The following is a 24388-nucleotide window of genomic DNA, read 5'->3' as shown; positions in this document are numbered from 1 at the left end:
CTTGGGGGCAAGGTCATGTCGGACAATGGCGGTCAATTTGGCTCGCCATCGCGGAAAAGAGCCTTCGGCCATAGACTGAATGGAATTCGATTGTTGCGGCACACATCATCAACTCTCATCCAATCAAAGCTGAAATGGTGGGGCGTGTGGTATTTTGGAAAGAGGATCGGCAACCTCCGATCAGAAACATGAAAGAAATGGGCGCGCATCATCCGTTGGCTCATATTCAACAGATCCGGCGGCGCGTGCGCGTAGTGTGCGAGATCGATTGATCGCGTCCGAGCTAACGCTTGAGTGAACATATACTGTTCGGGAGTGAGTTTCGATAGCTCGTTGTCCCTGTACGAATTCGGCCGAAATCGTGACAAGAACCAATTAGCATCCTCGCGGCTCTGGAGTGGTATTTCCCAGAGCGAAAGGAGATCGTTCCGCAAGCCTGCATGAAAGTGGTCAGACGGATGGAATAGAAGCCAATGCCCTGGCAGGCGCGCTGACACTGCCGAGGGATGGCGAGAACTTAGGTTGTTGCAGAGCATAACTCGTTCGAATATCGCATCATCTGTCCTGACGACCGGCATATTAGGAAGGCACTCGAGGAACTCGCCGCCAAGAAGCTCCATATCAGATCGTATTTTCACTGCATACTTTCGCCCCGCGGCTTGCAATCCTCGCTTCGTAGAAACGATCTGCCGATTGATATTGTTTGGGATAAAGCCTGGCCGAACACCTTGCGGTCCCGGATCCTCAGATGTCACTAGTGTGTCATAGTCAAGTTTCTCCGTATCAGCGCCCTCCCAAGTTGATACGACAATTTCCGCGCGCGGCAGGTAATTCCGAACGGATCGACATAAGCTCTCTGTCATTGGACGCCCCGTTAGTGGACTTTCAAAATCACTCACGGGCCCTTGGACAATTACGCTCAGGTGCTCATCAATAGCCATTATGGTTTCCGCTCTCGGTCGAAGCCGCTATATATCCTTTGATGAAAAATGAGGCTTCAATCAACCCACCGAGCCAATACGAAATGCTCCGTAGATTTGTTCGTCGGCCCGATAAGGAACCGAACAAGCGTCTCGACGTCACCTATCATGCGCCCCAAAGCTCCTCCCTGCTCAGCTGCTGTTGCGGCTGGAAGACAGAACTACGGTCTGCCAAATTCAACTCGCCTCGCTCCGGATTAGAAAATTGATCAAGTTACTGCAGAAAGTCCACCATCGGAACAAAGTGATCGGCTTCATCGACCATCACCAGAACGATGTCCTATTCGGCTGGTTGGCCGACAAAAGAGATAGAAGACTTCGAATAGAGTTCGACCTATTCGTTAGAGATGAATATTTGGGCCATTTCGCCACGGGCTTTGCACGACCGGACCTGGCGAAGTTCCACATTGGAGACGGCTTCAATGGCTTTCGGGTGCCAGTATGCACCAAGAACCAAGCAGAGCTGGTGGACGAGCTCAAGATCATAGTCCGCGGGCGGACTCTGGTTCCGAGGTCTCAATCCGATGGTGTCTACAAGCTGGTTGACGTTGGTCCTTGTTCGACGGAGCAACTATTGACTGCTATGTCCAACGGAATTTCAAACTTATCCAATCGCCTAAGTCGATCAAATCGATTTGATCACATCCTCTCAAGATCGTCTGGACAGTTAGCAGAATTTCCCACGTCCGTGTTCACGCATCATCTAAGAGAAAAATACTCCGACATCGGAACAACGGATAGAACTGGTTTCTATAGATGGTATCTCGAGGAGTACATCGCCCGCAGGCCATCGAATTTTATGGCGGTACTCTCTCCAGAAGAGGAAAACGCACTTTTTTGCCCTGTTCCCAATGCGGAGGGTTTTCCAGTGCCCCTGTACGCCACAAGCGTGGCTCGCAACCAACCACATACGGTGCAAGTAAATAGCAAGCGACGCGTAGCCCTCGCGTATTGGTGGAACATAATCGAAAGAGGCCGTCTTCGCCTAGCGGAGTCATGTGCATTTAGGGACTACGATGCAATTCTGAAAGAGAGTGTCGAGCCCGAGCCGACGCAATTCCCGCTGAACTGCTATCTTCAATCCTTATGGACACGAAACCATCGCAATACTTGGAGAGATTTGTTTGACAAGAAGAACCAACGCAGAGCCGCCTATTTCTACGCTCTGCTGATAGCGACGCGCTCACCTTACCTCCTCAACTATATTCCCCCGTTTGACTTTGCTTCCGTCGTTAAGAATCCGGAATCCCACGATGCTCTACGACGGTGGGTCGAAATCGAGCGATCGCGCGAACAAAACGCGGTGGGGGACTGCACCCCCAACCACTTTTGCGATGCCGCTCTACCGCAGATCAAGAATGAGAATGCAATCCAAATGATTGCGCCCTTCTCGAGTGTCTCCGGCCTCGGCGAAACAGCGCGAAGGTTCGCAGGAGCATTAACGGGAGCCGGCGTCAAATGCAGGTTTGTCGCATATAATCAACGCAATGGAGCAACCTATTGCGACGTCGATTTCCCACTGGGCGATCTCAGCCCCAGTGCCATAAACATCATACAACTTAACCTGGATCAGGTCCCAGAATTCTTCATTGAAAACAAAGAGATCCTTCAGTCTGGCTACAACATCGTGGTTCCATTCTGGGAGTTAAACGCGCCAGCAAACTGCCACCACGCCGGTTTAGCTCTCGCGGACGAATTGTGGGTATCTAGCAGATACATCCAGGAAGCTTTTTCACCCTCGGGCACCTTGAATCACTACATTGGCCATCCAGCAAGACGGATTCTGATGAACCAAGTCAGCGGCCGTCTCGTCTCACATAGCTCCCCATTCAGATTCCTTTTAGTATTCGACGCTCTGTCGTGGATGTCCCGCAAAAACCCACTTGGGGTTGTCGAAGCATTCCAAAGTGCTTTCTCTACGGAAGATCCAGTGGAACTTGTCATAAAGACTCAGAACGCTTCCCTCCTTCGACCTGGAATGATGCGTGACTATTGGCTTGAACTTTTGCAACGAACCGAGTTCGACTCAAGAATACACTTGTATCAACATACACTTAGTGACGCCGAACAAAGATCACTTATCAGTGAGGCCGATTGCTTGGTCTCCTTGCATCGCTCGGAGGGCTTAGGAGTTGACCTGTTAGATTGCCTGTATAGCGGGATCCCGGTGATAGCCACGAACTACTCCGGGAATGTGGATTTCTGTAAACCCAACAACTCTTGGCTCGTCGACTACAGTCTTGTGAAAGTCGATGTCAGTCACTATCCCTATGTCCACGACGGTCATACTTGGGCGGAGCCTGATCAGCGTGACGCCATACACCAAATGCAAAGCGTTTTTCGAGATGCCGAAATGCGTGCAAAGAAGGCAACGAAAGCCACGCTTGACATTTCGGAGAGATATGCGCCCGAAGTCGTCGGCAAACGGATGGCTGGAAGGCTCGACCAAATATTTAACCGAATTGACGCACACATTTCGCTCTAGGTTTGCGCAGTACAGAGACATAAAAACGAAACGGAGGGGAATAATGGCGGATAAGGGCAAATTGACGTGGCGGGCGAGCCGAGAAGACCACGAATTGCTGAATTCGACGCGGCTTGAGCTTGCCGTTTCGGAGGAACAACTAAGTTTGGCACGGGTAGAAAACTCTAGGCTAAGGGAGGAGATTGAGGCCACTCAGCGGATGGTTGCATCGATCGAACTTCAAGCGGAAACTGAAAAGGCACGTTTAGAGAGGGAGTTTGCTGCGGCGATAAATAATCTTGAGCTAGGGCAAGGAGAACGAGCCCTGCTTCAAGAGGAGCTCGCACGGCTGAATGAGGAAATCTCCCGAACGGTCGAAGTGGGAAGCCTGGAGCTGGCGCGCAAGGACGCTGAAATAGAGAACTTGCAACTAACGATAGCCGAGCTGGAACAACGGAACTCAGAACTCGCACTCAGACTGGCAGCACCAAACGTCATTAACGGCTCCGTAGAGATATCCCCTCTGTTGGCTTCCATGCAAGAGTGGGCGTTGCGAATCGATTCGATCGGAGGAGCCGCTAAAATCCGGCCAGCTCACCGGATCGTGATACCTATCCATGGCCCCAAGGTAACTCATTTGGCGAATATGTTTAATCGCATATCGCCGAAGGAATGTCTGAGCGGAGAGATCCTTGTTACATTTGTCGCAACAACGAATGAAGAACGGGAAACAATAGCTAATTACATCAAAGTAACAGGCGCAACAATTCCGGTCGATTTCGAAATAATATCTGCAGTAGATCTATGTGAGCTCATGAACCTCCCCAAAATTGAGCGCCGCATCAGGGAAAATGTGTTGAACTCCAACATCAACACTAAGAAATTTCTGGGAATATACTGGTCACTCATTACCGGATGCGAAGATGTTGTCACGATGGACGCAGACGTGGCATTTCTTCGCTCCCCGAACAACCTATTTGAAAAATTGAAAGACAACTTTAGTCGTCGCGTCTTTTTCGCGGGATCACCAACTGGTGATTTAATGCGTGACATTACAAGCCTATCTACCGACTATTTCTCACCTTACGACGCCCACCGGCTCAAATCGATCATGCGGTACCCGGAACTCTATAGTTGGTTTTTCGATGCACCCTATTATCCCAGAGACTTAACGCTCGCCTTTCTAACGCACCTCGCCACCCTCCACCAGGGCCATGAAGGCGCGTTTCTCAAACTGAGTTGGCACACTTTTGACCACATTTTATTTATGTATTTCACCCTCTTGAGCGGCGACTTCAGGATGATTGATGTGCGAGACTCTATCGCAAGCTCCAACGCGACAGATAGCCTCAGCATCTCCGACATTCGGCGGATCAAGGACATTTATGATTACCAGCCCGTATGGGCAACTCTACAAGCTCTAATTGACAGCGAAGGCAGTCAGCAAGAAAGACTTGACTTTGTCTTGGCAATCCATACTGACCGCATCGCGTGACCGCTTTCGACGGAGATCGCGGCAACTTAGCTTGCCTCACGACAAATTTACAACAGGAGCAAGTGATGTTTCTGACGAACATAATGGACACAGCAGATAGCGGTGTGCGTGCGGGACCTTCCGAGCCCCAGTCCACGGTAAAGTCGCTGAATACCCACGAATACAACACGCAAAACTTGCTCACAAACCTCGCTGTTGACGCATTCGGGGAATATTACTCATCTAAAGAGAGTTCATTCCGGAAAATTACTTTAATCGCCGGGGAGACACTTGGCCCCTACTATCACAGTCGCGGCACCGAGTTCCTTACGATAGTTGAAGGCGCTGTCGATTTCTGTGGGCAAGAATTGCGTGCTGGCGAAACTGTCCGGATTGATACTGGTGAAATTGCCCAGCTGAAGGCCCTGACAGAAACCTCAATTTCGTCCCTCACGTTCCCCTTTCGCTCAGCCCTTACATACCATCCAATAGCCAAGCGTACTGTCGCAGGAGGTTATAGCCCAGCCAAGACTTCGGATGTAACCGTCAGCATCATTATTATTGCCAAGAACATTGACCGATACATTAGCCACTGCATTTCCTCGTGCATCAACCAAACTTATCAAGGACTGCAAGTTATTGTCGTCGACGATAATTCCACAGATGCTACCTTTGCCAAGGCGAGGCGAATGGCCTTGTTCGACAAGCGAATCGAGGTCTATTCTGAGAAACTCGGAGTGAATGGCGCGCGGAAATTTGGGCTTGCGAAAGCGACCGGTGATTTTTGTTTAATTGTGGACGGAGATGATTGGATCTCGATCGATACCGTTGAAAAATTGCTCGGTGTTGCAATCGAAAAATCGAGCGAGTGCGTCGTATTTGGATTTGATCACCACAATGATAAGACTCGGATCATTCGTGATCCCGTGTACCCGACTGATGTGCTACTCCATAGTCCGCCCGTATATTACGAAAAAAGCAATTTGGCCGCATTTCAGATTTCGCATCTGAACCACACGGTCTGGATGTATTTTTTTGCGAGGCGACTGTCCAAGTACGCAGAGCAAGCGCTACCTGACCTTCCGCTCTACGAGGATCTACCATTCTTCATAGCTTTACTGCAGCACGCTTCAAATCCGAGCATGTGCAACCTCGTGCTTTATCACTACCGACGAGAGCGCGCGGGCCAAGCGACGGAAAATTGGATCGAAGTTAAGTCGACCCAAAAGCGCGCTTGCCTTGAATTGGCTGTTAAACATACGCTCGGTCTCGTCGCGAGAGATTCGATATTCTTCCAATTGATACTGATGTATAAGATCAGGAGAATCGTACGCTACGAGCGAGACCTTTGCCTGCAGGCCGCAGATGCTGCTGCCGCTGAGGCTTGGACAGTCCAATGGCGCCGCCTCATGGAACTTCTTCCGCGCTCGCTGGCTGAAGAGATCGTGGACGACGCAAGCAGAATCGAGTTCGAAGCCGCATTGGCTTGAGCCTTTTTATCGAGAATTTCCATAGGTAATTGATTTGTTAGAGATTCCACATAGCGCCATTAGCGTAGTAATCCAAGGTCCTATAGACTGGAGCATGGATGATGTCTCTCTTGACGGTGTTACGCTCACGTTGACCCGCAAACTCAGAGAACTCCTCCCAGAGGCTGAGATTGTTCTATCCACTTGGACAGATGAACGCACGCATGGACTACTCTTTGATAAGCTTGTTCTCAACACGCCGCCCGCTGCTCAAGGCGATTGGCCTGGTTTTACACCGACCAACGTTAATCGGCAGATCATTAGTACGACAGCCGGTCTTAAAGCTGCCGACAGAGAGTTCGCCCTGAAAATTCGTACCGATATGGTGCTTCAGGGATTGCGCTTCCTAGAAGTTTTCAATCTGCATCGCACATCTTCGCGACTCTTCGAAGATGAAAGGGCCCTGTTTAAACTCCCGATTGTCGCGAACAACTTCTCGTCGCGCTGTACCCGATCAATCCTGTCACGCCTGCCAGATCACCCACTTCCGTTCCATCCTTCGGACCACCTTCAGTTTGGCCTCAGGACCGATTTGTTGCGACTATGGGATGTTCCGCTTCAAAGCGACGACGAGGCATTCTACTTCATTGATCGAAGCCATCCAAATCGCTGGAGGTTGGGAGAACTTTCGCGTCTTGCTCCGGAGCAATACATCTTCACTGAATGCCTGAGAAAACAGTTTGACGTTCAGTTGGCTCACTATGCTGACAATCGGGACGAAATAATAGAACTCAGCGACTACTACATGTCGAGCCACTTTGTTTTTATTCCAGATCTACACTTTCCAGTAAAATTTCCTAAGTATCATACCCCGCACCACTTCAGTTTTGAGTGGATGCGGCGCAGCAACATTTTGCAAGATGAAGCGACAAAGGAGACAACCGCTTCAAATGCCGTGCAAACTCCATTTGGTTTTTTAAGTTCTGTATGCAAGAAGTATATCATGGCTGCTAGGCGGTGCTTGCGCAGATAGTATCCCTCGTCCTCAAGGTGATGTTGGATACATGGAAACATATTCGGCAGCGATCAAGTGCTACCGCGCGACGTTTTCGTTGCTCGTATAACTGATCGGTTATCTCGTCCTGGGTAAACGGTGCATAGACCCCGTCTGGCGGTAGTAGGGCATTGGGTGGAGTGCACCCCCAGACTGAGACAAGGAAAATCGCGGACGCCGCCCCGTGTTTCAGCTATGCCGCCTTTTCCATCCGTCGTCCACCTGAATGTTTCTGTTCGTATTCCTCCGGCTGTTGGTTTCCGCGCGGAACTGAGCCGGTTAGGCGCATAATTTCCATTGAGAATTGAGCCATGTGAACCTTCCCCTCAACGCGGTGAGCGACGGGGGCAACGGAGTGATCCACATGGGACTTTTAAACATCATCCGTCGGATGGCACTGCGCGAGAAGCTGTCGGTTCGCGAGATCAGCCGACGAACCGGATTGTCGCGCAACACGATCGCGAAGTACTTGAGCGCTGGCACGATCGAACCGAAGTTCGCGATACCAGAGCGACCAAGCAAGCTCGATCCTTTTGCCGATAAACTGGCCGGCTGGCTGAAGACCGAGGCCGGGAAGTCGCGCAAGCAGCGTCGAACGTTGAAGCAGGTTCACGCCGATCTGGTGGCTCTTGGCTTTGCCGGCTCTTATGGCCGGGTGGCCGCTTTCGCCCGTGATTGGCGGGCTGATCGGCAGCGTGAGCAGCAGACGACGGGCCGCGGCATATTCGTTCCGCTGTCTTTCCGCCCAGGTGAGGCATTCCAGTTCGATTGGAGCGAGGACTATGCCGTCATAGGCGGAGAGCGCGTGAAGCTTCAGGTCGCGCACATCAAGCTGTCGCACAGCCGTGCTTTTCTGCTCAGAGCCTACTTACTGCAGACGCATGAGATGCTGTTCGATGCCCACTGGCACGGCTTCCGGGTGTTCGGCGGCGTGCCTGGTCGCGGCATCTATGACAACATGAAGACGGCGGTCGATCGCGTGGGACGGGGCAAGGAGCGGCAGGTCAACATCCGCTTCCTGGCGATGACGAACCACTACGTCTTCGAACCCGAGTTCTGCAATCCGGCGGCAGGCTGGGAGAAGGGTCAGGTCGAGAAGAACGTCCAGGATGCCCGTCCACGGCTGTGGCAACAGATGCCGGACTTCCCAGATTTGGCGGCATTGAATGCCTGGCTGGAACAGCATTGCCAGAACCTGTGGCGGGAGACATCGCACGGCACCTTGCCTGGCACGATCGCCGACATTTGGGTCGCAGAGCAGGCCGCGTTGATGGCGTTGCCTAGCGCTTTTGACGGCTTCGTCGAGCAAAGCAAACGCGTCTCACCGACATGCCTCATTACCTTCGAACGGAACCGCTACAGTGTGCCTGCATCCTTTGCGAACCGGCCCGTCAGCCTGCGGATTTACCCTGAGCGGCTGGTCGTTGCGGCCGAGGGCAATATCCTATGCGAACATGCGCGGGTCATTGAGCGCAGCCACGACAAACCGCCGCGAACGATTTACGACTGGCGGCATTACCTTGCGGTCATCCAGCGCAAGCCCGGTGCCTTGCGCAATTGGAGTTGCCCCCAAAAGACCGGACATGCTCAGGTTTGAGATTGCGAGCTGATGAACTCGCGCGGCGATTGATATCCTAAAGCACTGTGCGGGTGAAGATTGTTGTAGTGCTCGAACCAGAACGGCAGTTGCGCCATGACGGTTTCGGCGTCGGGGGTTGGATTCACCGAGACGTAATCGCGCTTGAAGGTTTTGACGAACGCCTCGGCCATGCCGTTCGACTGTGGGCTTCGCACCGGTGTCGTGCACGGTTCCATGCCGATCTCGCGCAGCAAGGATGCGGTGTCCCTGGCGATGAAGCAAGAGCCGTTGTCGGTGAGCCATTCGATGGGTTCGGACAGCATGTTGATGCGGTACGAAGCGGTTCTCGACAGCGGTGATCACGAGGTCCTGCACGTCTTCGCTCTTGATACCTTCGGTGGTGGCGACATGGGCGATTGCTTCACGGTCGCAGCAGTCGAGGGCGAAGGCGACACGGACCTTCTCCTTGTTGTCGCAGCCGATCTCGAAGCCGTCGGAGCACCATCTGATGTTCGAACGCTCGACGGCGACCCGGTACCGTCGTGAAGGCGATCATCGACCGCTCCGGTATGACGCACCAGCAGCAGATTGTGCAGCTTCATCACCCGGTAGACCCGCTTGGCATTGGGCCACGAACGCCCCAGTTTCCGGGCATTCCGACGCAGGATGGCATGGACACGCCGATAGCCGTAGGTGGGCGTATCGGCGATGACGGCCTTGATGTCCTCCACCAGCTCGCGATCAGGTAGAGGCGGGCGTCCTCTGGCTCTGGAAGGGGAACCTGCGGCACGCGCAGCGATATTCGAGCGGGCGACACCTAGAGTTTCGCAGACGGTCTTCATTCCAAAATCCCCCTCGGAAGAGAGAGCGAGCGCAACAGATGTTTTTTTGGGCCACCGGCGATTTCGAGGGCTTCCTTCAGGATTTCGCTCTCCATCGTCTTCTTGCCCAACAGGCGTTGCAACTCCTTCACCTGGGCCTGAAGCGCCCGGTATTCGGAAGCCGGAACGACCTCCTCTTCGGCGGCCGTCGCCGTCAGTGCCCCTTGGGACGCCAGCTTGCGCCAGGCGAACAACTGGTTCGGCTGGATGCCGTGCCGACGTGCGACGATGCTCACCGTCGCGTCCGCCTCATAGGTCTCATGGATGATCGCCAGCTTCTCTGCCGTGCTCCAGCGCCGCCGACGCTCCGGCCCGGAGAGAACTTCCATCTTAAAATTGCTGCTAGTCATATTACCAACATTACTCCTACCCACTTAGCTAAGTGGGGGAGCATGTCCGGGCCTTTCGGGGGCTAATTCACGGTGCCTTGCGCAATGGTGCGCCCTTCCTGGAATTGCCGTTGGCCTTTCGGCAATTCCAGGACCAGATGCTTCGCCGCCCTGGCGGTGACCGTGAGATGGTCGATATCCTCGCGCTTGTGCTTCATCACGACGAACAGGTCGTCGTCAGGGCTGTGGAACTGGCTCTGGATGCGGGCGTGGCGACCAAGACGCACGTGCTGAATCTTCTGCACCGGCTGATCGACGGCAAGACGACCGACGGCCCGGACATCGATACGCCACAGGCGCTGACCTTGCTGCGTGAACCCAAGGCCAATGTCGAACGCTACGACGGCTTGCGCGTCCGGATCGTAGGAGGTCGCCATGCGTCATGATCCTGCCAGCGCGGTCGTCGTCATCATGCTGCGCAGCCTGAAGATGTATGGCATGGCCCAGGCCGTCACGGACCTGATCGAGCAAGGGGCTCCGGCCTTCGACGCGGTACGTGCCGGTCCTGTCCCAGTTGCTGAAAGCCGAAATGGCCGAGCGCGAGGTTCGATCCATCGCCTATCACATGAAGGCTGCCCGCTTCCCGGCCTACAAGGACCTCTCCGGCTTCGACTTCGCCGCCAGCGAGATCAACGAAGCGACCGTGCGCCAGTTGCACCGATGCGAGTTCATGGACGGAGCGCAGAATATCGTGCTCGTCGGCGGGCCGGGCACAGGCAAAACACATGTCGCGACAGCACTCGGCATTCAGGCGATCGAGCATCATCGCCGAAAGGTCCGCTTCTTCTCGACCATCGAATTGGTCAACGCGCTCGAGCAGGAAAAGGCCAAGGGCAAGGCGGGCCAGATCGCAGAGACGTTGGTCAGGCTCGACGTGCTGATCCTGGACGAGTTGGGATACCTGCCGTTCAGCGCCTCCGGCGGCGCATTACTCTTCCACCTGCTGAGCAAGCTCTACGAGCGGACCAGCGTGGTGATCACCACCAACCTCAGCTTCAGCGAATGGGCCACGGTCTTCGGCGACGCCAAGATGACGACCGCTCTCCTCGATCGTCTGACCCATCGTTGTCACATCCTGGAAACCGGCAACGACAGCTTCCGCTTCAAAGCCAGCTCGGCCGCTGCGGCCCAGAAGAGAGGAGAAAAAGCCAATCCCTTGACCAAACCCTGATCAGAAAACCATACTCAGAGGTGGCTCACTTCTCGGTGGAAAAACCGGCTCAGTTCCGCGCGGAAACCAACAGGATCACCACCAGATGAGCGAACGGCGGGCGTGTAAAGCCATCGGCTTTTGCCGGATGATGATCCGTTACGAAACCAGGCGCAGCGATGACCATGACCTTCGCGAGCGGATGAAGGCGCTGGCGCATGAACGCCGCCGCTTTGGATATCGACGCCTTCATGTGCTGCTCAGGCGTGAGGGTCACCTTGTGAACCACAAGCGGCTCTTCCGGCTCTATCGGGAAGAGAAGCTGACGGTGCGCAAGCGCGGCGGTCGGAAACGAGCGATAGGCACACGAGCACCGATGCTGATCCCGCTTGCCGCCAATGATCGCTGGTCACTGGACTTCGTGTCGGATCAACTCACCGATGGCCGCAGGTTCCGGATTCTGACGGTCGTCGACGATTGCACCAGGGAATGCCTGGCTCTCGTCGCCGACACGTCGCTCTCCGGCCTGCGGGTCGCCCGTGAGCTGGATCGGATCATCGAGGGACGAGGCAAGCCGAAGATGATCGTCAGCGACAATGGCAGTGAGTTCACCAGCAACGCGATCCTGCAATGGACGGATCGGAGCAAGGTGGATTGGCACTACATCGCGCCGGGCAAGCCGATCCAGAACGCCTTCATCGAAAGCTTCAATGGGCGGCTGCGCGACGAGCTCTTGAATGAGACGCTCTTCTCGTCACTGGCCCATGCTCGATCGGCGCTTTCAAACTGGCGCAGCGATTACAACGATCATCGACCACACTCTGGACTCGGCTGGATGACACCTGCCGAGTTCGCTCAGACAATCAACCCGCGACGTGATGCGGTGCTGCGCAGCCGGAATGGCTCCGCACCGCAACCCGCCGCTACCGCCCCCAATACAGCAACCCAAAACCGCTGGAGCAAACTCAAAACTGGATAAAACTTGGGGGCAAGGTCATCGACCTTGACGAAATTGTCCGCTGCCACCCACGGGAACATTTCATGCCGATGTGTTGCCCTATCCGGAACGGTGCGGCTGGTCCCAACTTCCAAGACCCGCTTCGGTCTTTTGATCGAAACATTCTCCCAAAAAACGCGGCAAGGATCGACCTCCGGCGCGTAGTCATCGGGCACAAGCATAGGGCGCGATGGCGCCTTTTGGAACATTCTCAGCATTCTTGCCCTCCCTATACCAAATCGTCTTGTAGTTTGAGGTTTACAACAGGTCAATTTGGAGTTGTTTTCAAACCTGTACCAGCTAGATGTTCTGACCTTGTTCGGGGATGGACCCGACCCGCTTCGGCCGGCCGGTTGGCGCTGGCTCGAATGAAGAGTGGGTGTTATACCTATAGTGGCACTAAACGGGAGGTCGGGCGAGCGTGGACGAAATTAGTGACGATCAAAGATGGTGGCTGCAACAGGTTCGCGATGGGTATGCTATCCAGCTAGAGTACCCCGTCCTACCGAAGCTGCGCCGGCTACCTTACCGGCCAATCAACAAGATGATAGCAGGCATCATCAGCGGGCATGCAAATCGCTATGAAGCTCTGCTCTCCGATTTCCAGAAATTCAATGCGAACTTTGCGGAGATATCCGATGATCCTTCGAACGAGGGTAACAGCCCTACCTGGCGCAGTAATTGGATGCCAGCCCTAGACGCCATCTCCCTCTATGCTTTCGCGGCACAGAGAAACGCCGCCAATTTTATAGAGATTGGCTCCGGCACATCGACCACGTTCGTCCGCCAAGCTATCCAAGATCACAACCTCAGAACCAAGATTATCTCAATCGACCCTCATCCGCGTCGCGACATCGATATGATCGTGGACGTTGGCTTTCGCCGGCCGCTTGAAGACGCCGATCTGTCCATTTTCGACGAAGTGATGAACGGCGACATCGTGTTCTTCGATGGCAGTCATCGGAGCTTTCAGAACACGGATGTCACCGTCTTCTTCACAGAAATCGTTCCTCGCTTACTCGAGACGCCGAACGTTCTCGTCGGCGTCCACGACGTTTTTTTGCCTTACGACTACCCACAAGATTGGCTGAGAAGGCACTACAACGAGCAATATCGTACGCGTCCGAGGTGGGTCGCCTTGTAGGAATTGTCGGATTTGGCACTGACTGTCCTTATTGACGTCAATACGGACAGTGCGGAATGGAACGACTTGAGATTATCGATGGCGGCCGGCGGCGACGCTTCAGCAAAGAGATGAAGCTGCAGATTGTCGCGGAGAGCTATTCGGAACCTGGCTTGTGTGCGACGACGGCGCGGCGACATGGAATATCGCGTTCGCAGTTATATGAATGGCGCCGGCTCGCACGAGCGTGGCAACTGGATGTTGCGTCGCCTGTGGGCGGCTTTGTGCCGGCGCTGCTTGTCCCAGAGGTAGAGCCGGTAGCAGGGTCGTTGCCGAACGCCGGCCGGATGGAGGTTGTCAGCGCCAACGGTCGTCGTGTGATCGTGGACCGCGATGTCGACGTTGAAGCGCTGCTTCGGATCATGCGCGGACTGGAGGCGCTGCGGTGAATCCGTTTCCGATGGGAACAGGGGTCAAGGTCTGGCTTTCGACGGGCTATACGGACATGCGCTGTGGCTTTCCCTCTCTGGCGCTTCGGGTGCAGGAGGTTCTGCAGCATGATCCGTTGTCAGGGCATCTCTTCGTCTTCAGGGGCCGCAGATCGGATATTTTGAAGATCATCTGGCATGATGGTCTGGGCGCCTGCCTTTTTACCCGGCGGCTGGAGAAGGGCCGGTTTATCTGGCCGAATATGGAGGGCGGGGCGGTCGCGATCTCACCGGCGCAACTGTCCTATTTGTTGTCCGGGATCGACTGGCGCAATCCGCAGGAAACCTGGCGTCCGACACGGATCGGATAGCATTATTGCATTGAAAATATTGAATGAATCTGATCGAATGGCTTCATGACTTCGAAGCCTGTGGATCTTCCTGCGGACTTTGCGAGCGCCTATCTGGCGCTGCTTTCCGAGCGTGAGATGTTACAGGCTGAACGTGATGTCGTTGTCGCCGAGCGCGACACCGTCGTCGCTGAACGGGACATTGCGGTGGCGCAAGCCGCCAATGCGCAGGCCATGTTGTCGGACAGCGAGGCTTTGATCGCCAGTCTGGAACTGGCGATCGAGAAGCTGAAGCGCGAGCTGCGCGGTAAGGCGTTCCGAGCGCACGGCGCGCCTGATCGACCAGATGGAATTGCAGCTCGAAGAGCTGGTAATGGCGGCGTCGGAGGATGAAGCCGCAGCGCAAGCGGCTGCCGCCAAGACCGCGAGCGTGCGTTCGTTCACGCGCAAACGGCCGCTGAGAAAGCCGTGGCCGGAGGATATCGAACGCGAGCGCGTGGTGATCGATCCCCCGACCACCTGTGCCTGCTGCGGTGGCTCGCGCCTGTCGAAACTGGGCGAGGACGTCACCGAGACGCTCGAGGAGGTTCCGCGCCGGTTCAAGGTGATCGAAACCGTACGCGAGAAATTTAGCTGCCGGGACTGCGAGAAGATCAGCCAGGCGCCGGCACCCTTCCATGCCACGCCACGCGGCTTTATCGGTCCTCATCTGCTGGCGACGATCCTGTTCGATAAGTTCGGCATGCATAGCCCGCTCAACCGCCAGAGCACCCGGTTCAAATGCGAGGGCATCGAGCTTTCGACCTCGACGTTGGCCGACCAGGTCGGGTATGGAACGGCCGCGCTCCTGCCGATCTTTGATCTGATCGAAACGCATGTCTTCGCGGCCGAGCGGCTTTTTGGCGACGACACCACCATTCCCATCCAGGCCAAAGACAAATGCACGACCGGGCGAATATGGACGTACGTGTGCGATGACCGGCCCTACGGCGGCGCGGCAGCGCCGGCGGCCATATACTATGCGTCGAGCGACCGCCGCGGCGAGCATCCGCAGAAGCACCTGGCCGCGTATGGCGGCATTCTGCAGAGTGATTGTTACAATGGCTTCGAGCCGCTCAGTGTCGCCGAAAAGAAAGCGGTGCCGATCACCTTCGCCTTTTGTCATGCGCACGCGCGGCGCAAATTCTTTGAACTGGCCGACATCCAGAAAAATGCCCGCGACCGCAAGCGCAAGGGCAAGCCAATCTCGCCGATCGCATTGGAGGCCGTCCAACGGTACGACGCGCTGTTTGAGATCGAGCGCGACATCAATGGATTGAGCGCCGCAGAACGACTGGCCGCGCGGCAGGAAAAGAGCAAGCCGCTGTTCGATGACATGCACGCGTGGCTGAAACGGGAGCGCGCCTCGCTCAGCAAATCGTCCGAGGTGATCGAGCCGATCGATTACATGCTGAAGCGCTGGGATGGCTTTGCCCGTTTCCTCGACGATGGCCGGATTTGTCTCACGAACAATGCGGCCGAGCGCGCGCTGAGAGGAATTGCCCTCGGGCGTCGAAACTGGACCTTCGCCGGCTCCCAGCGTGGGGCCGATCGTGCCGCCATCATGCTCTCCGTCATCACGACTTGCCGTCTCAACGACGTCGACCCAAAGGCGTGGCTCGCCGATGTGTTTAGCCGCATCGCCGATCTTCCCGTCTCCCGCCTGCACGAACTGCTGCCGTGGCAATGGAAGACACACAAAGGGACGGCTATTGCGGCGGCCGCGTAAACAGCTCCCGGAACAATGCTTCCGAACGCGCCAAGCCTTCATCGGTCAGGATCAATGACTTCGACTTGTTGACTGGGTCGCCGATCAAGCCCTTCTTGTGAAGCCGATCCGTCGTTGCCCAGTCGAAGCCCTTCCAGGCACAGCGTTCGTTATGCAGCGTCAGCCATAGCAGCGCCAAAACCGCATCGTCGATCTTGTCCTCATCGATCTCCATGAACCCACGTTACCACGCGCGGCGCTCAAAATCCTGCGGCCCTGCTCGGATGGATACGCAATATCTCTTGCTGATGCTTATGCTATCCGAGAGAGTCACGCCCGCATTTCCTGCATACTTTTGCTGGAACGACGATCGACTATCTCAGATGTGCAGAAAGATTGGTGACCTGCCCGTTTTGAAAGAGGCGGACCAGCGGCCAGCGGGATTTTGGTTCACGTCAAACTGATCGCGATATCTCCGGCCCCCGAGCACATGGACCCTGAGGCGCGCCAACTGTCCGGCTCCAAATCGGAATTGTGTCCGGCTTCAGATTGGAATAGCCGTCCGGCATCATCGGAATACGCATTCAGCACGCGCGATCGCCGAGACATTGGCCACAGAGCTGCTCCGCTAATCGTCACCCCTCATTGCCCTCCGGCGGACCTGCCGCGCCTTTCCGGCAAAACCAAAGCTCGCCGAGGCGCTCGCTACTCGCTACTCGCTACGCCATCTCACGTCCCACCAACGCGTGCTGCCCGAGGGCCGCATAGCGCTCACCTCCAATCTCGAAGAACGAGCAATCCCGCCCGCCCGGGCCGGAGCTCACATGCTGCCGTTAGCATTCATTGGAATGAGCACAATGGGCTCTGATCGATCCGTAGAGAATGCCGGGTGGATTGAAGGGTCTCGGAATGCTCGCGTGCCATGGATAGCCTGAAGGCGTTCCTTCTCCTTTTCAAAGCGCTTTAATCGCGCGCCCTCTGTATCCGGCCCGCGCGACAACGACTCGTGATGGTAGAGGCAGGCGAACGGCGTCCAAACGACTCGATAGCCGGCGTAGCCGGCGCGTAGGCAATAATCGACGTCGTTGTAGGCAACAGCAAAGTTGACCTCATCCCATGCTCCGACGGTCGTCAGGCAATCTGAAGCGATCAACATGGCCGCACCTGTTACGCAGCTAAAGGAATTGCGCACGTGCAAGCGATTCATTGGCCCCCCAAAATTCCAATGCTTCTGCGAATACCAATGACCGGCCAACCCACCAAAGCCGACAATGACACCGGCGTGCTGTATAGTCTTGTTTGGATACAGCAACTTTGCCCCTACAATTCCGACATGGTCAAATTGCAAACATTCAACCATCTCTTTCAACCATTGCGCGTCCATAATTTCGATATCATTATTTAGTAGCAAGACATGACTACCTTTAGAATGTCGAAAACCCCGATTCACTGAGCGAGAAAAGTTGAAATCTTCGTTGATTATTTCGCTCGAAAAATTCGGAAATCTTTTCGTATAATCATTGTACAACTCTATAACACTTTCGTCGTCAGACCCATTATCAACAACGACGACTTTAAAATTTGGGTAATCTGTATCCTCGAAAACCCCATGCAACACTCGTGAGATCAATTCGAGCGAATTCTTACTTGGTATGACAATCGTGACCGCTGGCCAGTCGCCTTCCAACTCAATGAATCTAACTCTATGGAGCGAGCCTATCGCGGATTCCTGGACCTGTATTCTTTTGCCCTGACGTTCAAAGCTATCCGCAATGGCCCGGCGCGCATTCAGCGCGGCTTGCTCTGCAAACCGAGCTGAGTAGCTCCGCCCAGTATGGCGCCACCAATAGGCCGGGTAATTGATATGGCAGATCTCCTCACTTCGCAGTCCTTGCAAATAACGGAGAAGAAGGTCGTAGTCCTGAGATCCATCATACCCAGGTCTAAGCAAACCGAGCTCAGCAAGCCTGTCCCTTCGATAAAGGGAAAAGTGGTTAATGTAGTTCACGCCGGTCAGCAAGACAGGGTCATACGCCGGCTTCAACATCAGCCCCTTTGGACGAAGCTGATCATCCACTATAACCTCATCGGTAAAATGAAACACGGCTCTAGAATTCTTGATTATATGCCGCTTTATTGTCCTCAGAGCGTGCGGCGCAATTAGATCATCGTGATCAAGAAATGTAATCCATCCACCTGACGCAATGCGTAGCGCGGCATTGCTCGCGACGGCTATTCCTCCGTTTCGCACATTCGAGACGACGCGAACCCCCTTCGCCGTCTTGTTTTGCTCGAGCCATCCCCTAGTTTCATGAGATGTCGACCCATCGTCACTCAAAATGAGCTCGACACCTTCCACGTCTTGTGAAGAGAATGAACCCAGCAAGTCGTTCAAATAGCGCGCAGGCGTATTATAAACTGGAACAATAATGCTTAGCCAGCAACCAGCACCCAACGACTCGACAGGACTCTCGTCGTGTGCCGCAAACTCGTAGTGCGCGCGAATGTACGCGGCAGTATTATCTCGGCGGCGTCGAAACCAGGACCAATTGAGTTTAGGAAGCGTAAAGGCAGGCAGCTGCAATTTCCTAATTTCTTTGAGTTCGGGTATCATCTTGAGCATCGTTCGAGCATGAAACTCAGCGGCCTCTCTAGTAGGAAACGTAGATACCTGCAATTCGAACAGAACAGGATGGCTTGCTGGATCCAGCCGGAATTTACGGAGCAATCCAACCGCCCCCACATCTAAGACAACGACCATTCCGCGAGCGCTCTCAAAGGTGATTGCATCCGCCTCAAGCAACCCTCGTCCGCGGTTCACATACAATTTTAGATCCATAATGTCCGAAGGCGCAAAAACAGCGATTACAATGAACCGCTTCCTAACTAAGGAACAATAAACGTTGAAAGCGGCGTCATCACCAATTGCCTCCCATAACTCGAGACCATTCCTACTGGTGCCGCACCGCTTCAAATCACTATTTGGTTGGAATGATACCGTCATGTAAGGAAAATGCTTTCTGGTTAGGATCCTACGGTCGGAGCAAACCGTTCATTTCGTGGCGCAAGTGGGAAATCTCAAAAGTAACCCACCTGTGATCATGCGATCCTACGTCTTATGAGCGCAAGGCCAGAAAGGACTGCTCCCCAGGCCACTAGCGAGGATAAAAACGTCGCCACAATCCAAAAGAAGCGCTTTGGAAACTTGGGGGAATCTGGCCGATCGGGGGAGAGGAAAGAGTCTAGATAGAGCAGTTGCTGTCGACTAACGAACTTAATCTGCTCCATCGTCTTTACGCTTGCCGAGAACTGCTTTTCCGCCAAGTTTTGCTCCATTTGGCGCTGTGCAAACGTTACGGAAGCATCGGCAAGAGTTTGATCTTGCCCAACTGTGCTACCAGCTAGCTGTCCTTGAAGTTCCTTTATCTGGCGCTCTTTACTAACAATCTCGCGATGAAGAACGACAAGTTGTGGCGCATCCTTTGCAACAGACTGCGATTGAACCTCATATCTCTGCTGCAGTTCCAAACGCTCGCGTTCAATATTCCCGATCAAGGCGGTAAGGACGCTTGCCGTCCCTTCAATAGACAGCATTCCAGTTTTATTTCGAGCGGCCTGCAGGTTTTCCCTTGCGATGCGCAGTTGCACAGCCGCCCGGTCTTGGTTCTCTTGGGCTGTTTGTGTCACATCACGCCAAATGCGGGCATTCATGTTGTTGACAGCACTTTCCGCAGCGCGAACGACTTCGATGAGTATGCGTTGCGCGTCGTCGGCAGAAAACGCACGGACCTTGACCGTGATGATGCCACTGGCCGGACTGATTGCAGCCGAAACCATATCTTGCCAATATGACAGTAAGTCTTCTGCGCTCGCCTCATCTTCCAAACGCGATAGCACATCCGCACCCGGCGCAGCATAAATCGATCGAATATCGATGCTTTCGGACAGCGCGTCGATCATACCTTTGCTCGTGATGAATTCGGCGACGATCTGTGTATCTTGTACTATCTTCGCAGATGGTATACCGGTGGCTTTTCCTAATTGATCTTTACCCAAAGCTGGAGCAGAAGTGCGAACAGTGAACCTCGTTTCTGATTGAAACTGATCGGAGGCGATAAACCCGTAATAGAGCACTGCGAAAGCGTTGGGAGCAGCCAGAAAAAATATCGCTGAGATGATGACCGAAGCTCGGAAAATCTTCTCAGAAAGCTTGGGCCTGAGCCCTACCACTTTGAAGAGGTCACTCCTCCCAGAGGTTGAGAACCTCAGCCTCCTCGCGGTAGTTGCCAAACGCGAGCTGGCAGCGCGACTAAGCCCCAATGCGGTCTGAGAGGATTCGACATGTATGTCTGGCGGCCGATTAGACATATAAACCCCGTCTATTCCTGAAGCGTAGGCTAAGACAAATCATCTGTTAAGCCGATAGTATGCTTCAATCGCATGTTCGACCTGGTCAAAAACTATCAGACGCCCGTCCACCAACACCATGCCTTTGTCGCAATAGGCCTTGATCGTATCCATCCCATGCGAAATCATAATCAAATCAGCGTTCTTTCGTCGGTTTTCGAATGCGACCCGGCAACGCTCTTGGAATCGCGCATCTCCAACAGCCGTTATTTCATCCACCAAATAGCAATCGAACTCGATCGCCATCGACAACCCGAACGCTAACCGTGCCATCATGCCTGATGAGTAAGTTCTCACTGGTGCGTGGATGTAGTCCCCGAGCTCAGCAAAATCTTCTACAAACCTAGAAACTCGACGAACATCCTCACCATATGCACGCGCGACGAATCTAAGGTTGTCTAGACCTGTCATAGCCGAATGAAATCCCCCGGCGAATCCCAATGGCCAAGAGACACGGCAATCTTTCAAAATCTTCCCAGAATTTGGAAGCATGGTACCAGAGATCATTCGTAAAGTGGTCGATTTGCCTGCACCATTTACGCCAAGTAACCCGTACGAGTAACCTGACAGGAATTCCACATTTGCCCTATCAAGTATAATTTTCCTATGCTGTTGGGTAGTAAAGTGTTTTGAGACGTTGATAAACCGGATCATGACGCCTCTTACAACTGATGGTCTTGTACAGATGCCCAGGCAAGCGCCAACGTCGACCACAAAAGTCCTAGGCCAAGCAAAGTCATTAGCGGTGAGAATAGGCGTAGCGGATAAAGCGATTCATCCGGCAAGGTGGGCTTCACGAACACTACTACATACAGCGCTTTCCTAAGGGATTCCCCAAGGACCATGTCATAGGACTGTCGTGTTGCCTCGTACAATTTTTCTGCAACCATCCGATTTGTTTCGAGTTTCGAGTAACGTACTAACGCGTTAGCAAGGTTTCGATCCGACGAACCGGTTAGTCCGGACCTGAGTTGCTCAATCTGACCATCAAGACTATCACGCGCTAGTTTGAGCTGCTGGTATGCTGGCGATCCCTCTGCTGATGATTTGGCCGCTACAAACTGCCTTGTTTCTATCTCAAGTTTCTCGGCCAACAGCTTGGCCAAGAGTTTACCCGTCTCCTCGGCTTGGGCTTCCGGACTCAGAATCCCCGACTCGTGCTGAAATTTACTGAGTTCCGCGAGCGCGCCTCCATAAGTCTTACCCGCATTCTCAACTTCGTCGCGAACGCTTCGCAATACATCGTTGCGAGCCCTCGTTGACATCTCATTTATTAGCGCTTCACTTTCCTCAACAATGGCCAACGCCAACTGCAAAGAATTCTCGGGCCGAAACGTTCGCACTTTAAGCGTCACGATACCGGAAGGACCATCGATGTAGACGGACACTTGCTTCTTCCAATAGTCTAGGAACCCCTCTTTGGGCCCATCAGTGTCAAACGATGCAATCGCATCAATTCCTTGAGGGGCAAACATTTTTCTATAGTCAATTTTTCTGCCAAGACGGTCCAGGAGTTCGGCAGAATGAATAAAACTCATTACTACGTAGGCATCCTGCGTTGCCGACCTCATACTTAGCAAGCTTGTTTCTGAGCTATCGCTTGCACTCTCATCAGCAAGCGATCTCACTGCAAATCGGGCTTCAGACGTAAACTGATCGGCCGCAATGAACGCATAATAGAGCGAACTAAGAAAGAACGGGATTAGAACGACCGCAACAAACGTTGCAAGTCGTATAGGAAACTTTGGACCTGTTTGTGGCCGCAGATCTTCTGCATCCGCGTCCATCTGGATCGAGACGCTTGGACCTTCCTTGTCTGGTTGGCTTGCTGGCATCCGTCGCCGCAGAGCCGCGGGGACCATGTATCGGGCAACTTTAGTCCGCCCCAGCCAAGTGTCGTTGCTCGTCAGTTCATCTGTGGTTTTCCGTCGCATGCCTATCGAGCCCGCTGCTGCGCCTTAGTGCGTGTTTACCCTTAGCGCTTGCCGAACATAGTGATCCAGGATCAAGTCATGCTCAATAAGCCCCTCGGCAACGGGAAGTTCCCGCAATTTGTTCGCCAACTCTTGAAGAGCCATGTGCCTCGGAGGTAATGGAAGCTGGTCGACGGGCCGTTCAAACAATTCAGCTAGAGCATGTTGATAGTGCGCCAAGTCGTTATCATGCCCAACTACCGTAAAACGAGAGAGAAGGTCGACAGCCGCCGCGATATCGGCACGCGCTGTGGATTGTTCAGGAGAGGTGCAAACAAGTTGACGCGTAAGAGGCGAAGAAAGAACATCGCGCACTTTTGTCGGCGCTTTCTTCAGTGCAGTCTTCAACGAAGACGTACTAGTTAGTGCAACTTCTGCGAAATGCTCGACCGCAGGCGCCAAGATAAGACGGTCGCGGTCGCCTAGAAACGGCACCGGGCTGGTCGACATTTTCTTCAATAGGAAAAGCCGACCCGCCATCTCGTAGAATGGATCAGTCAGTAGTGCTACCGCCCGGAACCCGCGATCGAGGAAGACTTCGTAATTCTTCATGAGCAAACGTCCGCTGATAAAGACGGATTCAAGTGCCTGAAGGTGAAAGGCTTGTAGGGTCGTTTCGTGACCAAAACGCTCCGCAGAAAACAACTCGAACTGGAAACCCTCGCTACAGTATCGATCCAAGCGAAGTGATGGGATCATATGAGTTTCGAGCCGAACAATCTTAAGGTTTTTGCGATTGTGTATCGCGACTCGTCGATAAATCAGCAGTCCCGTCTTGGCATCATGAATTGCCAGGGTTTCCATTTCGGCCAGTCCTGGAATCACCGTAGCATCCAACCTAAAACCAACCATTCCACTTCCATGTCGTCCCGAGCCGATAACCGCCTCACGCAGTTGGTCGCAGGCAACGCGTGCCACCGGTCCACCATGGTCCGAAACGAGAATTGACGGCTGTTCTGAAAATCCATCAGGAATGACATAGCCCTCAATGGAATCACCAGCATCAAATTCGATGTTGAACAGCACTTTCCTTCCGCCTTACTTTTCGGACAATCTATCGCAGCTGCCGACGCATAGCCAGTAGCGAGAAACATGGCCCGCCTGAATGATGGGGCTCATCCGATTGTATCAGTATCTCGTCATACCCGAACTTGTTCAAAAGCAACAAAATATCGTCGCGATGAAGCCAGAAATGCCGATCCTTCATACCGCCGCAGAACGAAGGATGAGAGTTGGCGTGGTTATAACTCCTCTCGTAGTACCGAACAGAGGCACCGTCGATCATCTTGATTTCGACCTTTCCGCTGAACGGCATACGTCGCACGTCATCAGCGGGCATCGCCACATCGTCAAAGTAGTGCGACCAGATGTAAATCGCGTTTGCTCTAGCCGCTATCTTTTTTAGGAAGCCTGCAGGATCAGCCATATGGTACAGAACGCCTGAAGCAACCGCTAAGTCATAAACCTCCCCCCCTCCGTCCAGCCAAGACTGAATGTCCCCAAGCAGAAAGCGCGCTCGATCGATGCCCAGAATCTCACGCGCGACAAGACATCTCAGGAAGCAAAGGCGGTTCGCTTCCACAGCGTCGACGCGCAGTGGACGCATAGCGTTCAACATATACGTGTGCATCCCCTCTAAGGGGCCGACCTCCAGAATCGTCTTGTCTTCGATGGAGCCAAACTGTTCAAGCGCCCAGGTGATGCGGGTATCCGCAAAGAGTGGGTGGATTCCGGCCCGGAGATTGAGATGTTCGGGAAACGCAGAGCTCCAACCAGGTAGCGCGTCTATTGCATTCTGGTGATCGGGACAGCGCAACTCGTACTGATCAAAAACCGTCTCACTAGCTAAGCTCACCGTTTTGCCGGCTTGCCGCAATTTCCCCAACCAATTTAACATGCACTATGCCTTTATTATCTTTCCCT

The 24388-nt window shown here is 53.9% G+C and carries 16 protein-coding genes and 5 pseudogenes; 12 read left to right on the top strand and 9 right to left on the bottom strand.

The window, feature by feature from the left end; translation table 11 throughout:
• Positions 1 to 32: 32 nt before the first annotated feature.
• A complete protein-coding gene (locus OVA00_RS07190; protein WP_268088436.1) occupies positions 33 to 941 on the bottom strand; it encodes a WavE lipopolysaccharide synthesis family protein in 909 nt (302 codons plus the stop codon).
• 244 nt (positions 942 to 1185) lie between these two features.
• On the opposite strand from OVA00_RS07190, the gene OVA00_RS07185 reads away from it, so the two are divergent.
• The 5 genes and pseudogenes from OVA00_RS07185 to istA all read left to right on the top strand — a co-directional run.
• Positions 1186 to 3465, top strand: coding sequence for a glycosyltransferase (locus OVA00_RS07185; RefSeq protein ID WP_268088435.1), 2280 nt, complete (start codon positions 1186 to 1188; stop codon positions 3463 to 3465).
• 43 nt (positions 3466 to 3508) lie between these two features.
• Positions 3509 to 4939, top strand: coding sequence for a hypothetical protein (locus OVA00_RS07180; protein WP_268088434.1), 1431 nt, complete (start codon positions 3509 to 3511; stop codon positions 4937 to 4939).
• Between the two features lie 65 nt (positions 4940 to 5004).
• A complete protein-coding gene (locus OVA00_RS07175) occupies positions 5005 to 6408 on the top strand; it encodes a glycosyltransferase (RefSeq protein WP_268088433.1) in 1404 nt (467 codons plus the stop codon).
• Positions 6409 to 6442: 34 nt separating this feature from the next.
• Positions 6443 to 7420: a WavE lipopolysaccharide synthesis family protein gene (locus OVA00_RS07170; RefSeq protein ID WP_268088432.1), complete on the top strand. Its 978-nt coding sequence runs from the start codon at positions 6443 to 6445 to the stop codon at positions 7418 to 7420.
• 385 nt (positions 7421 to 7805) lie between these two features.
• Positions 7806 to 8999, top strand: a pseudogene (gene istA, locus OVA00_RS07165) (IS21 family transposase); the annotation flags it as partial.
• A gap of 29 nt (positions 9000 to 9028) precedes the next feature.
• Here istA and OVA00_RS07160 read toward each other — a convergent pair.
• Positions 9029 to 10251: pseudogene (locus tag OVA00_RS07160) on the bottom strand (IS3-like element ISRm1 family transposase).
• A 71-nt stretch (positions 10252 to 10322) separates the two neighbouring features.
• Between OVA00_RS07160 and OVA00_RS07155 the strand changes: the two are divergent.
• From OVA00_RS07155 to tnpC, 7 genes and pseudogenes are all read left to right on the top strand, one after another.
• Positions 10323 to 10676, top strand: a pseudogene (locus tag OVA00_RS07155) (IS21 family transposase); the annotation flags it as partial.
• Positions 10666 to 11461 (top strand): annotated as a pseudogene (istB, locus tag OVA00_RS07150) (IS21-like element helper ATPase IstB). The pseudogenes OVA00_RS07155 and istB, both read left to right, overlap by 11 nt.
• 76 nt (positions 11462 to 11537) lie before the next feature.
• A pseudogene (locus OVA00_RS07145) lies at positions 11538 to 12419 on the top strand (IS3 family transposase); the annotation flags it as partial.
• Between the two features lie 439 nt (positions 12420 to 12858).
• Positions 12859 to 13581 carry a class I SAM-dependent methyltransferase gene (locus tag OVA00_RS07140; RefSeq protein ID WP_268088431.1) on the top strand — a complete coding sequence of 241 codons (723 nt, stop codon included), beginning with the start codon at positions 12859 to 12861 and terminating at the stop codon, positions 13579 to 13581.
• Positions 13582 to 13637: 56 nt separating this feature from the next.
• Complete coding sequence (tnpA, locus tag OVA00_RS07135) at positions 13638 to 14009, top strand: IS66-like element accessory protein TnpA (protein WP_250806925.1); 372 nt, start codon at positions 13638 to 13640, stop codon at positions 14007 to 14009.
• Complete coding sequence (tnpB, locus tag OVA00_RS07130) at positions 14006 to 14359, top strand: IS66 family insertion sequence element accessory protein TnpB (protein ID WP_018237843.1); 354 nt, start codon at positions 14006 to 14008, stop codon at positions 14357 to 14359. The genes tnpA and tnpB overlap by 4 nt, the downstream gene beginning before the upstream one ends.
• Positions 14360 to 14404: 45 nt before the next feature.
• A protein-coding gene (gene tnpC / locus OVA00_RS07125) for an IS66 family transposase (RefSeq protein WP_268088965.1) occupies positions 14405 to 16106 on the top strand; the annotation gives its coding sequence in 2 pieces (ribosomal slippage) (positions 14405 to 14647 and positions 14649 to 16106; 1701 coding nt in all).
• On the opposite strand, the gene OVA00_RS07120 is transcribed toward tnpC, so the two are convergent.
• From OVA00_RS07120 to OVA00_RS07090, 7 genes are all read right to left on the bottom strand, one after another.
• Complete coding sequence (locus tag OVA00_RS07120) at positions 16087 to 16320, bottom strand: DUF6429 family protein (RefSeq protein ID WP_192439505.1); 234 nt, start codon at positions 16318 to 16320, stop codon at positions 16087 to 16089. The two genes, tnpC and OVA00_RS07120, sit on opposite strands and share 20 nt — an antisense overlap.
• Before the next feature lie 585 nt (positions 16321 to 16905).
• Positions 16906 to 19089 (bottom strand): glycosyltransferase, encoded by a 2184-nt coding sequence (locus tag OVA00_RS07115; protein WP_268088429.1) that lies wholly within the window; start codon positions 19087 to 19089, stop codon positions 16906 to 16908.
• 95 nt (positions 19090 to 19184) lie between these two features.
• Positions 19185 to 20315, bottom strand: a complete 1131-nt coding sequence (locus OVA00_RS07110; RefSeq protein ID WP_268088428.1) for a capsule biosynthesis protein — start codon at positions 20313 to 20315, stop codon at positions 19185 to 19187.
• 177 nt (positions 20316 to 20492) lie between these two features.
• Positions 20493 to 21146: an ABC transporter ATP-binding protein gene (locus OVA00_RS07105; RefSeq protein WP_268088427.1), complete on the bottom strand. Its 654-nt coding sequence runs from the start codon at positions 21144 to 21146 to the stop codon at positions 20493 to 20495.
• An 8-nt stretch (positions 21147 to 21154) separates the two neighbouring features.
• Positions 21155 to 22279 carry a capsule biosynthesis protein gene (locus OVA00_RS07100; protein ID WP_268088426.1) on the bottom strand — a complete coding sequence of 375 codons (1125 nt, stop codon included), beginning with the start codon at positions 22277 to 22279 and terminating at the stop codon, positions 21155 to 21157.
• A gap of 171 nt (positions 22280 to 22450) precedes the next feature.
• Positions 22451 to 23491 carry a hypothetical protein gene (locus OVA00_RS07095; protein ID WP_268088425.1) on the bottom strand — a complete coding sequence of 347 codons (1041 nt, stop codon included), beginning with the start codon at positions 23489 to 23491 and terminating at the stop codon, positions 22451 to 22453.
• A gap of 28 nt (positions 23492 to 23519) precedes the next feature.
• Positions 23520 to 24362, bottom strand: a complete 843-nt coding sequence (locus OVA00_RS07090) for a class I SAM-dependent methyltransferase (RefSeq protein ID WP_268088424.1) — start codon at positions 24360 to 24362, stop codon at positions 23520 to 23522.
• Between the last annotated feature and the right edge of the window lie 26 nt (positions 24363 to 24388).

Source organism: Ensifer sp. SL37, assembly GCF_026672675.1.
Lineage (GTDB): Bacteria > Pseudomonadota > Alphaproteobacteria > Rhizobiales > Rhizobiaceae > Ensifer > Ensifer adhaerens.
Note: the sequence above shows the minus strand (reverse complement) of the source record. Positions and strands in the feature narration are given on the sequence as shown.